This window comes from Marinobacter sp. GH_1 (assembly GCF_048595985.1).
Taxonomy (GTDB): Bacteria; Pseudomonadota; Gammaproteobacteria; order Pseudomonadales; family Oleiphilaceae; genus Marinobacter; species Marinobacter shengliensis.
Window position 1 is genome coordinate 1 of record NZ_CP184460.1, and the last position, 14116, is coordinate 14116.

Consider the following 14116-nt stretch of genomic DNA (forward strand, 5'->3'; position numbering starts at 1 on the left):
GTGCCTAACAGTATGTGGCATCAATGTCTTGAAGTACTCCGGGATGAGTTTCCCGCGCAACAGTTCAATACCTGGTTGAGACCCCTCCAGTCGGATCTCCGAGAGGGCCAGCTGATGCTGTTTGCGCCGAACCGCTTTGTGATGGACTGGGTTAATGAAAAGTATCTGCGCCGTATAGAGGAAGTTCTGAAGGACCTCAACGGTGGCCAGGCGCCGCGGGTTCAGATGAAAGTAGGGTCGGCGCCCCGGGAAAGTGAACCGGTGGTGCGCTCGGTGGCTGAGCCAAAGCCGGCTAGTCTGGCCGACGAAATCGGGCAGCGGGTAACCGAGGAAGAGAAGAGTGTCGCGGCAACTGTCGCGGGTTCTACCTCTGCCGGTGTTAGCCGCAGTGCGCAGAAAATCAATGGCGAGCGCCGGCCGGTTCAAGTGGAAGGTGACATCAAGCACCAGAGCTTTCTGAATGAGACTTTCACCTTCGAGACCTTTGTTGAGGGTAAGTCCAACCAGCTGGCCCGCGCGGCCTCAATGCAGGTGGCTGAGAACCCCGGCGGAGCCTATAACCCGCTATTCCTGTACGGCGGTGTCGGTCTTGGTAAAACCCACCTGATGCATGCCATCGGTAATGAAATCGTCCGCCGTAATCCCAAGGCGAAAGTCGCTTACCTTCGATCTGAACGGTTCGTTGCGGATATGGTCAAGGCTCTGCAGCTGAACGCCATCAACGAGTTCAAACGTTACTATCGATCTGTGGATGCGTTGCTGATTGATGATATTCAGTTCTTTGCCCGTAAAGAGCGCTCACAGGAAGAATTTTTCCATACCTTTAATGCGCTGCTTGAAGGTGGCCAGCAGGTCATCGTGACCTGTGATCGGTTTCCGAAAGAAATCGTCGATATGGAAGAGCGATTGAAATCCAGGTTTGGCTGGGGTCTGACGGTAATGGTGGAGCCGCCGGAGCTGGAAACCCGGGTGGCGATTCTGATGAAAAAAGCTGAGCAGGCCAATGTGAAATTGAGCAGCGAGGCGGCATTCTTTATTGCTCAGAAGATTCGATCAAACGTTCGAGAGTTAGAAGGCGCGCTTCGTTTGGTGATAGCGAATGCTCACTTCACTGGGTCTGAGATTACCCCTCCATTTATTCGGGAAAGCCTGAAGGATCTGCTGGCGCTGCATGAAAAGCAGGTCAGTATCGATAACATCCAGCGCACGGTGGCGGAGTACTACAAGATCAAGGTGGCCGATCTATTGTCCAAACGCCGCACCCGGACGGTGACCCGGCCCCGCCAGGTGGCCATGTCCCTGGCCAAGGAGTTGACCAATCACAGCCTGCCAGAAATCGGCGACGCCTTTGGTGGCCGTGACCACACCACGGTGTTGCATGCTTGTAAGAAGATTGTGGAACTCCAGGAAACGGACCCTGGAATCCGCGAGGACTACCAGAACTTTATGCGATTGCTGACCACCTGACCGGGTGGCGATCAACCAACAACATTCACTTCCGACAACTGAAGCCGAGTGCCATGAAACTGACCATAAGCCGTGAATCCCTTCTTACTCCTCTGCAAAGCATTGCTGGCGTTGTGGAAAAGAAACAGACCATGCCGGTTTTGTCCAACGTGTTGCTGGAAGCTGAAGACAACACATTGACACTCACCGGTACCAATATGGAAGTTGAGCTGGTCGGGCGGGTTACGCCGGTCCACGTGGACCAACCGGGCAGGATCACGGTACCGGCCAGGAAGCTGTCTGATATCTGTCGGGCACTGGGTGACGAAGCCCCGATTGATCTGGCGCTGGAAGGCGACCGTCTGCACGTGCGTGCAGGCAACTCCCATTTTACCTTGTCGACCCTGCCGGCCGAGCACTTCCCCAATGTGGAAGACGAGCCGGAAAGCTTCCGCCTGGAGCTGCCGCAGAAAGAACTCGGCCGTATGCTGGACGCGACGGCGTTTGCCATGGCACAGCAGGATGTTCGTTACTACCTCAATGGTCTGCTACTGGAAGTCGACAGCGGCCATGTACGGGTAGTAGCAACCGATGGTCACCGCCTGGCGATGGCACATTCCGATCTGCAGACCGGGTGCCCGGAACCCCGGCAGGTGATTGTGCCGAGAAAAGGCGTGTTGGAGCTCGCCCGCCTGCTGGACGATGTGGAATCGCCGGTGACCCTGGTGATTGGCGACAATCATCTGCGTGCGACGGTGGGTGCGTATACCTTCACTTCCAAGCTGATTGAAGGCAAGTTCCCGGATTACAACCGGGTTATCCCCAGGGGTGGCGATAAGGTGGTGCTCGCTGACAGGGCAACGCTGAAGAACACCTTGCAGCGGGCCGGTATTCTGTCTCATGAGAATATCCGCGGTGTGCGCCTGAACCTGGCGCCGGGAGAGCTGCAGGTGTTCGCCAACAACCCGGACCAGGAACAGGCCGAAGATGCGCTGCCGGTGGACTATCAGGGCGAATCCCTTCAGATCGGTTTTAATGTAGGTTATCTGATTGACGTGATGAATGCGCTGGATGAGGCGCAGGTGAAGATTACCCTGTCCAATCCCAACAGCAGCGCATTGATCGAAGCAGAGAACGATAACAGCTGCCTGTATGTGGTCATGCCGATGCGGCTGTAACCTTTCCGGAGGAATTTAATGGGTGCCGTAACGAACGGAATCAAAGGTGCTTTCAGGGTTGGTCAAACACTGTCGGTGCTTGGCCGTACCGGTCTGAACTGGGTTCGGGGCGATCGCCCCCCTACCCCGAAACTGCTGCGCCAGACGTTTGAGAATCTTGGGGCCACCTATATCAAGCTTGGTCAGTTTATAGCGAGCTCCCCCACGTTCTTTCCAAAAGAGTACGTGGAAGAGTTTCAGTATTGTCTTGATAAAACCCCCAGTCTTCCATTTGGCGTGATCAAGCGCATTATTCGTGAGGAACTCGGGCGGCCGATTGATCAGGTGTACTCGGAAATCGATCCGGTGGCTCTGGCGTCGGCCTCTATTGCGCAGGTTCATGCGGCGAAACTGGTGACTGGCGAAGACGTGGTTATCAAGGTTCAGAAGCCTGGCGTGGAAAATATTCTGCTGACGGACCTGAACTTTCTGTACCTGTCGGCGCGGATTCTGGAAACTCTGGCGCCGAAGCTGTCGTGGACATCCCTGTCTGGCATTGTTGAAGAAATTCAGCAGACCATGATGGAAGAATGTGACTTCATCAAGGAAGCCAATAATCTGAAGGTGTTCCGGGAATTCTTGCTGAATACCCATAACGACGACGCGACCGTGCCCCGGGTATATGAGCAATGTAGTACTCGCAGGATCCTGACCATGGAACGTTTCTATGGCGTTCCGCTGACGGATCTCGAAAGCATTCGCGGTTTTTCGAAGGATCCCGAACGTACCCTGATTACCGCCATGAACACCTGGTTCGCCAGCCTGACCCAGTGTGAGTTTTTCCACGCGGATGTGCATGCTGGCAACCTGATGGTGCTGAAGGACGGGCGCGTCGGGTTTATCGATTTTGGTATTGTCGGGCGCATCAGGCCGGACACCTGGCAGGCGGTGAGCGATTTCATCTCCGCGATTATGGTCGGTAACTTCGACGGTATGGCTGATGCCATGATCCGGATTGGTGTCACCCGTCGCACGGTAAGGGTGGATGAGCTCTCTGCCGATCTGCAACGCCTGTATCGTCAGATGGATCGAATGGTTCCGGACGACGTTCCCTATGAAATGGGTCAGGCGGAAGATGACGTCAACAACATTCTTATGGATATGGTGAAGGTGGGCGAAAGTCATGGCCTGCACTTTCCGCGGGAATTTGCGCTGTTGCTGAAACAGTTCCTCTATTTTGATCGGTATGTGCATATTCTCGCACCGGAGATGGATGTGTTTATGGATGAGCGGTTGACCATGCTCCATTGACGAGCGTCGCCGCCACGCATCTTGTACACTAAGGCAATGTCGCGTTCCGGCATTGCCTTTTTTTGTGCTCCGACTCCGGTGATGAGAATTCCTCCTTTATGGCGCTTGTGAAACTCCAGACCCAGAATTTCCGAAACCTGGCGCCGGACCCTGTCGGTTTTTCACCTTCCTTTAATTTGTTGTATGGCGCTAATGGCAGCGGTAAGTCCAGTGCCCTGGAAGCGATTGCTTATCTGGGATTGGGGCGGTCCTTTCGGGTGAGTCGGCATCAGGCGGTGGTCAGCCATGGTCACAGCAAGTTAACGGTATTTGGCGCTCTGGACAGTGGGCTCAGCAATAATGAGGACCAAAGTGGTACGGCGGAAGGCACCACCGGCATCGCCCATCGTCTGGGAATATCCCGGGATGTATCTGCCAAGGAAACAGCGCTAAGGGTGGATGGCGAAGCTGTACGCAGTTTGTCATCCCTGGCCATGCATCTGCCTGTGTCGGTGATTGATCCGGGGGTATTCGACATTGTGGCCGGTGGCCCCGGAAAACGTCGACAGTTTCTCGACTGGTTAGTGTTCCACGTGGAACCTTCCTTTTCGGTAATGTGGCAACAGTGCCAGAGAGTGACATCACAGCGGAATCAAACGCTCAGAAATGGTAGACTGGACGAATCGTTGCTCCGGGTCTGGGACAGTCAGTTCGGTGCCCTGGCGGAAACCCTGAGCGATGTCAGAGAGCAGGTTTTCAGGCAGTTCAAAGGGGCGTTCGATGCGGTGCTGCAGGAGCTGGATGCCAGCTGGACGGAAGGTCTCAAACTTGAGTTCTATCCGGGCTGGGATCGGTCCCGCTCGCTTGTGGACATATTGGCGAGCCACCGGGAGCAGGAACGCCGGATGGGGCACACGTTGTATGGCCCTAATCGTGCAGATATCCGTCTCAAGTTAGGTGGTCGGCCGGTTGCGGAAACCTTTTCCCGGGGGCAGCAGAAGACACTGGTTATTCTGATGAAGATTGCCCAGGGAAAGGTGTTGAGTGATCTTGGTAAGCAGGTGACTTTCCTGCTGGACGACATCAATGCCGAATTGGATGTGCGCCATCGGATCATGCTGGCGCATAAGCTCCAGGATTTGCGTTGTCAGGTGTTTATCACCTCTATCGAGCATCCGGAACCTGACGTGCTCTGGGGCGACCGTGATGCACCGGAATACAGAATGTTCCACGTGGAACATGGAAAATTGACGGAAGAATAGACTGGCATAGGCGGCGTGTACCGTTTTCCGCTGAACCTGGCCGGTATCAACTTCAGGAGTCTCATTAATGAGTGAATCGAACTACAATTCCTCCAGTATCAAGGTCCTGAAAGGACTGGATGCGGTGCGTAAGCGCCCGGGCATGTACATCGGTGATACCGATGACGGCACCGGCCTGCACCACATGGTCTTTGAGTTGGTGGATAACTCCATCGATGAGGCTCTGGCTGGCTACTGTTCCGAGATCGGGGTCATCATTCACCCTGACGAATCCGTCAGCGTAAAAGATAACGGCCGCGGTATTCCGGTGGATCTCCACGAAGAAGAGGGTGTCTCTGCCGCCGAAGTCATCATGACGGTGCTGCACGCTGGCGGTAAGTTTGATGACAACTCCTACAAGGTCTCCGGCGGTCTGCACGGTGTGGGTGTTTCGGTGGTTAACGCCCTGTCCTCTACCCTGACTCTGACCATCCGGCGTGAGGGCAAGGTCTATGAGCAGACCTACACCCATGGCGTGCCCAATGCACCGTTGGCAGAAGTGGGTGAAACAGAAGCGTCCGGCACCAAGGTGCACTTTATTCCCTCACCGGAAACCTTCACGCACATTGAGTTTCACTACGATATCCTGGCCAAACGCCTGCGGGAACTGGCGTTCCTGAACAGCGGCGTGCGTATTCGCCTGACCGATGAACGCAGCGGCAAGGAAGAAGTGTTCGAGTATGAGGGTGGTTTGCGGGCCTTCGTAGAACACCTGAACACCAACAAGACGCCAATTAACCGGGTGTTCCATTTCACCCGTGATCGAGAAGACGGCATCTCGGTTGAAGTGGCGATGCAGTGGAATGACGCGTTCCAGGAGAACCTTTACTGCTTTACCAACAATATCCCTCAGCGGGATGGTGGTACGCACCTGGCGGGCTTCCGTGCCGCCCTGACCCGTTCCCTGAATAACTATATCGATCATGAAGGTCTGGGGAAAAAGGCCAAGGTAGCCACCACGGGTGACGATGCCCGTGAAGGCCTCACCGCCATCATCAGTGTGAAAGTACCCGACCCGAAGTTTTCCTCTCAGACCAAGGACAAACTGGTCTCCTCTGAGGTGAAAACCGCCGTTGAGCAGGAGCTGTACCAGAGCTTTGCCGAGTACCTGCAGGAGCAGCCCAACGAGGCCAAGCTGATCGTCAACAAGATGGTTGAAGCAGCCCGGGCTCGGGAAGCCGCCCGAAAGGCTCGGGACATGACCCGCCGCAAAGGCGCCCTGGACATCGCAGGCCTCCCCGGCAAGCTGGCTGACTGCCAGGAAAAAGACCCCGCCCTGTCTGAACTGTTCATAGTGGAGGGTGATTCTGCGGGTGGCAGTGCCAAGCAGGGTCGTGATCGTAAAACCCAGGCCATCCTGCCCCTGAAAGGTAAGATCCTGAACGTGGAGAAAGCCCGTTTCGACAAGATGCTGTCGTCTGCGGAAGTGGGTACGCTGATTACCGCACTGGGTTGCGGCATCGGCCGGGAAGAGTTCAATCCGGACAAGCTACGCTACCATTCGATCATCATCATGACCGATGCGGACGTGGATGGTTCGCACATCCGTACCCTGCTGCTTACGTTCCTGTTCCGCCAGATGCGGGAAATCATCGAGCGCGGTCACGTGTTCATTGCCATGCCGCCCCTGTATAAGGTCAAGCGCGGCAAGCAGGAACAGTATCTGAAAGATGAGAAGGCGAAAGAAGCCTACCTCACCCAGACTGCCCTGGACGGCGCTCAGCTGTACGTGAACCCGGAGGCGCCCGCCATCAAGGATTCCGCCCTGGAAACCATGGTCAAGGACTACCAGGCGGTGATGGCGATGATCGAACGCCTGTCCCGGGCCTACCCCGCGAAGGTATTGCAGCAGATGGTGTACAACACCACCCTCAAGCCGGAGCAGCTGAAAGACGAGGCGGCGGTTGCCAAGTGGGTTGCCCACCTGGGTGATGGCCTTGAACTGGATACCCGCACCGGCACCAAATACGTATTCTCGGTGACCCGGGACGAAGAGCGTGGCCTGTATCTGCCGATGGTTACCATCTATGTGCACGGTATTCCCCATGAGCACATCTTCAGCCATGACTTCTTCGAATCATCCTCCTACAAGGCGATTGCCCGCCTGGGTGAGACGCTGGAGGGGTTGATTGATGAAGGTGCCTACGTACAGCGTGGCGAGCGCAAGCAGGTGGTGTTGTCATTTGAGGGTGCTCTGGACTGGTTGATGAAAGAGGCCCAGCGTGGTCTGAACATCCAGCGCTATAAGGGATTGGGTGAGATGAACCCGGAACAGCTGTGGGAAACCACCATGGACCCGGAAAGCCGCCGCATGATGAAGGTCACCATTGAAGACGCCATCGCTGCCGACCAGATCTTCACCACCCTGATGGGTGATGACGTGGAGCCGCGCCGGATCTTTATCCAGACCAATGCTCTGGAAGTGACCAATCTGGACGTGTAATCACACCGACAGACTGGCATAAAAAAAACGGTGGCCCCGACAGGTGCCACCGTTTTTTGTTATCAGCCGGGAATTTTTATTCCGATAGATTACTTCGAGGATTCCGCGCGTTTCTGTTCCTTCTCTTTCTCCTTCTCCACCAGGTGCTGAGCCATCACCTCTTCCAGCGTGTACCCGGTAAGCCGGCGAATGGTGCGCCACAGGTAGTAGAAGATCAGCATCATCATGATCATTGAAGGAATGGCGATCATCGGATAGCTCACCAGGGTCATCCGCCCCAACTCTTCATTGAATGCCTGAGTGCCCGAGGGGCTCACCACAATCCACTTGGCCAGTACATAGTTCATGATTGAAGAGAACAGGAAGGTACCGGCAAAGAAATAGCTGGCATTGAGCAGCCGCGCCTCGAACTGGTCAACACAGCCCTTCTCTTCCAGCGAGGCGTGGATCTTATCCACATCCAGAATGTTCGGGTTGTACAGCAGCGTTCGTACCAGTGGGTACTTGGTGCGGGTGGATATCAATACCGCAAGACCAATCACTGCAGGTACCGCCGCCTCCTTGATGGCCAGCCAGCCGGCGTCCAGCTCCAGTAGCCCGATGCCGCCGGTCAGGCCAACGCTGATCAGGCCCAGCAGGGCGATGAAGTTTTTCTTGCGGTAACGAATCAGTTCAAACAACCCCCAGCCAAGGGGAAACGCCAGGCCAATGACCAGCGCGTTGACACTGCCGAGGTGTTCGTCACCACTGAACTTCATCAGAATCACAGAGGGAATGATGATACTGACCAGAAGGTCAATCCAGGGTCTGGGCTTGTGGTCGGGAATGGAAGAGTTGGTCTGGGACGTCATGGTTACCGCCTATCGATGAATCGACGGCAGGCGCCTGAAGAGGCACTGCCGGAAAGAGCTTCCGGCAGTATACGACGAATTGAAGGCCGAACGTAACCGGACTCAGAAGCTACCGGACGAGCTGATGGATGAGCCAGCCGCGCCGGTTTGCACCTGGTTATTGGCACCGCTTTGCCACACCAATTGAGCATCCGGGTCTGACTCGCTGCGTTTGATGCACTTCCACTCTACCTGCGTGTTCGCAGGCATGTCGAAGCTCCCGGACCAGGTTGGATAATTACCTGGATCCAGTTTCAGTGCATTCGCAGGTGACCAGTTACCCAGGGTGGCATGATTGCCGGTAACGTAGACACTTTGTCCCCAGTCCGTGGTACCGTTGCTGCACTGGAAGGTGACACTGGCCTGTTCCGCGTCTGAACCGTTGCCGTTGTTTCCTTCATCAGAGCCGTCACCGCCATCACAGTCAGCGCTAACATGGAGGGCCGCCGCTTCCATCGGCGCCACCGACAGGCTCACCTGCCCACCCTGCACGGTGACGCAGCTACCGTCACCAGCTACGTTACGATACTGACCGTCGGGCAGGCCGGTCGTGAAGGTTCGAGCCAGAGTACCCCCTTCCCGGTTGATGGCCACAAAGCCCTTGTTGCCACGGCTGAAGGCGATCTGATTATTGCCGTTATCCCACCAATGGCTGACGCCGGAACCATCCGTCACATTGCGGAAAGCCACCATGTTGGCAATCGAATCCCAACGGTGCTCACAAATCCAGGCGCTGCCACATTGTGCGCTACCGTTCTGGTAAACCGCCTGGGCGGGTGGTCCCTGGTCGCCATCCGAGAAGCTGTAACTCGACATCACCTTCGGATACCCATAGGGCCAGGCCAGCATGAACACATTGGCGAGGTTATACAGGCCGCCATCCTTGTAGGTAACGATATTGCTGCCACCGGCGCCATGGCCCCGCTGGTTGTCGTGGTTGTCGGTAAACACAACCGCATCACCACCGGCCAGGAAACCCCAGCTTTCACCAAACCCGTTGAGATTGGCCAGGCGCTGGTTCTTGAACACGTCGCCAATAGCCGCGCTGTAGCGGAACTCGGTAACATCGGAAAGCCCGGTGTACTCGCCGGCACTCACCGCCTCGCCGCCCAGGTCTATCACTTCCTGGAATACATACAGTGGATTGTTCACCCGGTTCAAGATGCCACTGATATCCGAGGGCGACATATGCTTGGCGGCGTCGATTCGGATACCTTTAACCCCAAGCGCTGTCAGCTGGTTCAGATACCCGGCAATGGTGTTCTGAACGTAATTGTCTGAGGTATTGAGATCGGGCAGCCCCACCAACTGACAATTCCGAACCCGCCAGGCATCGGTGCCGTAATCTTCCGGATTGATACCGCAGGGTGTATGAAAATCATTGCTACTGTAGATAGGATAACTGAGGGAGGTTGAGCTGTACGCTGAACCCGCCGTGCCGGTACCACTGCCATTGGCCATATGGTTGATGACCGCATCGGCGTACACATCCACGCCGGCGGCGTTACAACGCTGGACCATGTCAGCAAATGCGCTGGCGTCGCCACTGCGGCTGTTCAGCTGATAACTTACCGGCTGATAGCGGGTCCACCAGGCACTGCCCTGGATATGCTCCTGGGGCGGCGATACCTGAACCGCACTGAACCCTTTGGGGCCCAGGAAGTTTTCGCATTCCTGGGCGACGTCGCTCCATTTCCATTCAAACAGATGCACAAAGGCACCGGCCTGGGCTTGTTGGGTTGGCAATGTCAGTGCCAGTCCGAGCGTGGCACCGGTTGCCAATCGGGAGAGTGAGATCATTGCATGCTCCTGTGTTGTCATTGTTGTGGTGCATTTGGGATCAGCCTCGGTTGTCGGTTTTTTGTTCAAACGGGCTGATGTTCACAACATGCAATGATCAATGATTAGCCAACACATCCTCAGAGCAGATAAAAGGGGCGTAGAGCTTAGGAGGGTATATTTTTTGGTCACATTGAATGATGTGAAGAGCGTGGGCGGGGGAAGCCCTTCTGAAACTGTGCAAGGCCCGTTGTGAGGGATGGCTCTCCAAAACACGCTCCTTGCGGCACATCCATGTGGCGCTTGGGCTCCGCCATCCATGGCTCCGCACAGTTTTGGAGAGCACTACCTCACACCGGTCCCGGTCATTGTGCAGGTATCAATAAGAGTGATCTTCAGAGTGGCATAAAAAAGCCGGGCAAAAGCCCGGCTCTCTGGAACTGAAAGAAAGCGCCAATATCAGGCACCCACCTCCTTCAGGCATTCCTCAACAATGTTCAGGCCCTCTTCCAGTACCTCATCTTCGATGGTCACCGGCATCAGGAACCGAAGGGTGTTGCCGTACATACCGCAGCTGAGCAGTATCAGGCCTTTCTCTTTGGCTTTCTTGGTTATCGCCGCTACCAGCTCCGGCATGGGCTTGCGGGATTCCTTGCTTTCCACCAGCTCAAACGCGGCCATCGGCCCCATGTTGCGGGCATTATCCACGTGAGTGAACTGCTCCTGCCACTGGTCGAACCGGGCCCTAAGTTTGTCACCCAGGCGCTGGCTTTTGCCGAGGATATCTTCCTCTTTGATCACATCAAACACCGCCAGAGCTGCGGCACAGGCAGTAGGGCTGCCGGTGTAGGTGCCACCGAGGGAATTCGGGCCCGAGGAGTCCATTACCTTGTCGGTACCGACGATGGCAGAGATCGGCATACCATCGGCCATGGATTTGGCCATGGTCATGATGTCCGGCTCAACGCCGCTGTGTTCAATGGCGAACAGTTTGCCGGTACGGCCAAAGCCGCTTTGCACTTCGTCGACAATCAGAAGAATGTCATTGTCATCGCAGATTTTGCGCAGGGCTTTCAGGAAACTGTCCGGGGCGGGATAAAAACCACCCTCACCCAGAACCGGCTCCAGTACGATGGCGGCGGTTTCGTGGGCCGGGGAATCGGCTTTCATGGTCATTGCCAGGCCACGCAGGGCGTCTTCCTCAGTAATGCCGTGGTAAGGCACCGGGTAAGGCGCGCGGTACACCAGGCCGGGCATGGGGCCGAATGAGGTCTGGTAAGGGGCAGCCTTGCCGTTCATGGCCATGGTGAAGAAGGTACGGCCATGGTAGCCGCCATCAAAGCAGATCACGTTGTTCTTGCCGGTGGCTGCACGGGCAATCTTGACCGCGTTTTCCAGCGCCTCGGCCCCGGAGTTGGCCAGCATCACTTTGCCGTGGCCTTTGACCGGCACCGCTTCGCTCAGTTTTTGGGCCAGTTTTACGTAACCCTCATAGGGCATTACCGTCTGGCAGGTGTGCATCAGCTTGTCGAGCTGGGCTTTAACCGCCTCGACCACTTTCGGGTGCCGATGGCCGATGTTCAGAACGCCGATACCGCCGGCGAAGTCGATCATGCGCTTGCCGTCGGCGTCCCAGACTTCTGCGTTCAGGGCGTGATCTGCAAATTGATCATTGGGGCTTGCCGCGCCCGCAGCGACGTATCGCTCTTTGAGTGCCTGCAATTCTTTATTGCTCACTTTGCTGTTCTCCCTGGTTCAGGATTGAGAAATTCTCTTAACAGTGTAGGGAGTACGCACTCAACACACAAACCGACCATTGTCCGTATCTGCGGCTTCGTCCCGGAACTGCAGGCTGGCCAGGCGCCGGTAAAGTTCGTTATCGCGCATCAGTTCATCGTGGCTGCCGACCGCCAGCAGCCGACCCTGTTCCAGTACCGCGATGCGATCGGCGTCTCTGACGGTTGCCAGCCTGTGGGCAATCACCAGAGTGGTACGCCCGGCGGTGAGCGCCGGCATGGCTTGCTGAATCAGGTGCTCGCTTTGGGCATCCAGGGCACTGGTGGCTTCATCCAGCAAGAGAATCGGGGCATCCGCCAGCAGCGCCCGGGCGATGGCCAGGCGCTGCTTCTGCCCACCGGACAACCCCAGCCCGGCATCGCCCAGCGGTGTGTCGTAGCCCTTCGGAAGCGCCTGGATAAACTCATCGGCGTGGGCAATCCGCGCCGCCTGCTCTACTTCGGATTGCTCTGCGCCGGGGCGAGCATAGCGAATGTTGTCGGCCACCGTGCCATGGAACAACGCCGGATTCTGGGGCACCAGGGCAAAGCAGCGTCTTAGCGCGTCCAAAGACAGATCGGAGGTGTCTATCCCGTCGATCAGAATCCGCCCGGAATCCGGTTGATAGAAATGCAGCAACAGATCGAACAGCGTGGACTTGCCGGCCCCGGAAGGACCAACCAGGGCCAGGGTCTCCCCGGGGCGGATATGCAGGGACAGATCGGAAATCGCCGGCTGGGCCTGTCGGCCGGGATAACTGAAGCCCAGATGCTCGATGGCGATCTCGCCGGTGACCGGCCCGGCAAAAGACCGGTTCTCCCCTTCTCGGACAAACGCCGGCTCGGTCTGCAGCAGCTCAAACAGACGGGCCGCAGACCCGGCAGCCCGTTGCAGTTCACCAATCACCTCACTGATCGCACCCGCGGCAACGCCAACCAGCAGGCTGTAGAACACAAAAGCAGCAAGTTCACCGGGGCTTATCCGGCCGTGAATCACATCCAGCCCGCCAATCCAGATCACAACGCCGACCGCCCCCATCACCAGGGAAATAGCCAGAGTGGTCAGCCACGCCCGCTGCCGGATGCGCTCGCGGGCAATGTCGAACGCCTTCTCGGACACCTCCGAGAAAAACCGCCGGTCGTGGGGCTGATGATTGAACGCTTGCACGGTTTTGATCTGGGAAAGGTTCTCCCCCACGTAACTGCCTACATCCGCCACCCGGTCCTGGCTCAGCCGTGACAGCTGCCGAACCCGGCGGCCGAAGAACAGGATCGGCGCAATCACCAGGGGGAAGCCCAGCAGGATGATGGCCGCCAGCTTGGCGTTGGTGACAAACAGCAGAATAAGCCCGCCGATGAGCATCAGCGTGTTGCGCAGGGCAATGGACACGGTGGAGCCGATCACCGATTGCAGTACGGTGGTATCGGCGGTAAACCGGGACTGGATTTCCAGGGCCCGGTTCTGCTCAAAAAAACCGGGATGAAGATCAATCAGGTGGTTGAACACCTTTTTGCGAATATCCGCCACCACCCGCTCGCCAATCCAGGACACCAGGTAGAACCGGGCAAACGAACCAAATGCGAGGCCGAGTACCAGCACAAAAAACAGACCGATGGCTTTGGCCAGGTTTTCCGGTGATTGCGTAGCGAGGCCCTGATCCACCAGAATACGCAGGCCCTGGCCCAGACCCAGGGTTATGCCGGCAGTGATGACCAGTGCCAGCAGTGCTCCGGCCACGGCGCGGCGGTAGGGGCTGATAAACTCTATGACGAGCTTTAACGCTTTACGATGGTTGGGGCTGATGGTCACTCTCCTGATCGATCAAAGTTCAACAAAGCCGTCTGTTCTACGATTTGTTCTCCATTGAAGACGTATCATAGCCTTTAACCTTGGAGTTTTAGCACCTGAAACTGGTAGGGCTTTCCGGGACACGCTGTAAATACGTCCCTGTACGCTCGGCAAAAGCCATCCCTGGCTTTTGACGGTCCCGGAAAGCCCTACCAGCCTCAGGTGCTCCCCAACCTTGGAGATTGC

Annotated in this window: 9 protein-coding genes; 5 read left to right on the plus strand and 4 right to left on the minus strand. The window is 56.6% G+C overall.

What is annotated here, in order from left to right; all coding sequences use genetic code 11:
• The first annotated feature begins 12 nt into the window (after positions 1 to 12).
• The 5 genes from dnaA (at position 13) to gyrB (ending at position 7637) form a co-directional block, all read left to right on the plus strand.
• Complete coding sequence (dnaA, locus tag ACNSOI_RS00005; RefSeq protein ID WP_374814451.1) at positions 13 to 1467, plus strand: chromosomal replication initiator protein DnaA; 1455 nt, start codon at positions 13 to 15, stop codon at positions 1465 to 1467.
• Positions 1468 to 1520: 53 nt separating this feature from the next.
• On the plus strand, positions 1521 to 2624 hold the full coding sequence (dnaN, locus tag ACNSOI_RS00010; RefSeq protein ID WP_058090925.1) for a DNA polymerase III subunit beta: 1104 nt from the start codon (positions 1521 to 1523) through the stop codon (positions 2622 to 2624).
• 18 nt (positions 2625 to 2642) lie between these two features.
• Complete coding sequence (locus ACNSOI_RS00015) at positions 2643 to 3914, plus strand: ABC1 kinase family protein (RefSeq protein WP_061333174.1); 1272 nt, start codon at positions 2643 to 2645, stop codon at positions 3912 to 3914.
• A 98-nt stretch (positions 3915 to 4012) separates the two neighbouring features.
• A complete protein-coding gene (gene recF, locus ACNSOI_RS00020) occupies positions 4013 to 5155 on the plus strand; it encodes a DNA replication/repair protein RecF (protein WP_106694592.1) in 1143 nt (380 codons plus the stop codon).
• 67 nt (positions 5156 to 5222) lie between these two features.
• Complete coding sequence (gyrB, locus tag ACNSOI_RS00025; RefSeq protein WP_061331420.1) at positions 5223 to 7637, plus strand: DNA topoisomerase (ATP-hydrolyzing) subunit B; 2415 nt, start codon at positions 5223 to 5225, stop codon at positions 7635 to 7637.
• Positions 7638 to 7726: 89 nt separating this feature from the next.
• On the opposite strand, the gene ACNSOI_RS00030 is transcribed toward gyrB, so the two are convergent.
• The 4 genes from ACNSOI_RS00030 to ACNSOI_RS00045 form a co-directional block, all read right to left on the minus strand.
• The gene (locus ACNSOI_RS00030) at positions 7727 to 8488 is read right to left on the minus strand and encodes a VC0807 family protein (protein WP_061331419.1); all 762 of its coding nucleotides are present in this window, start codon (positions 8486 to 8488) and stop codon (positions 7727 to 7729) included.
• 102 nt (positions 8489 to 8590) lie between these two features.
• Positions 8591 to 10327: a carbohydrate-binding module family 20 domain-containing protein gene (locus ACNSOI_RS00035; protein WP_106694591.1), complete on the minus strand. Its 1737-nt coding sequence runs from the start codon at positions 10325 to 10327 to the stop codon at positions 8591 to 8593.
• Positions 10328 to 10765: 438 nt separating this feature from the next.
• Positions 10766 to 12043 (minus strand): aspartate aminotransferase family protein, encoded by a 1278-nt coding sequence (locus tag ACNSOI_RS00040; protein ID WP_106694590.1) that lies wholly within the window; start codon positions 12041 to 12043, stop codon positions 10766 to 10768.
• 60 nt (positions 12044 to 12103) lie between these two features.
• Positions 12104 to 13891: an ABC transporter transmembrane domain-containing protein gene (locus ACNSOI_RS00045; protein ID WP_106694589.1), complete on the minus strand. Its 1788-nt coding sequence runs from the start codon at positions 13889 to 13891 to the stop codon at positions 12104 to 12106.
• Positions 13892 to 14116: the final 225 nt, after the last annotated feature.

Excerpts from the sequence above, each read along its gene's own strand:
- dnaN (WP_058090925.1), top strand. The coding sequence starts at position 1,521 with ATGAAACTGACCATAAGCCGTGAATCCCTTCTTACTCCTCTGCAAAGC.
- ACNSOI_RS00015 (WP_061333174.1), top strand. The coding sequence starts at position 2,643 with ATGGGTGCCGTAACGAACGGAATCAAAGGTGCTTTCAGGGTTGGTCAA.
- gyrB (WP_061331420.1), top strand. The coding sequence starts at position 5,223 with ATGAGTGAATCGAACTACAATTCCTCCAGTATCAAGGTCCTGAAAGGA.
- ACNSOI_RS00035 (WP_106694591.1), bottom strand. The coding sequence starts at position 10,327 with ATGATCTCACTCTCCCGATTGGCAACCGGTGCCACGCTCGGACTGGCA.
- recF (WP_106694592.1), top strand. The coding sequence starts at position 4,013 with ATGGCGCTTGTGAAACTCCAGACCCAGAATTTCCGAAACCTGGCGCCG.
- dnaA (WP_374814451.1), top strand. The coding sequence starts at position 13 with ATGTGGCATCAATGTCTTGAAGTACTCCGGGATGAGTTTCCCGCGCAA.
- ACNSOI_RS00030 (WP_061331419.1), bottom strand. The coding sequence starts at position 8,488 with ATGACGTCCCAGACCAACTCTTCCATTCCCGACCACAAGCCCAGACCC.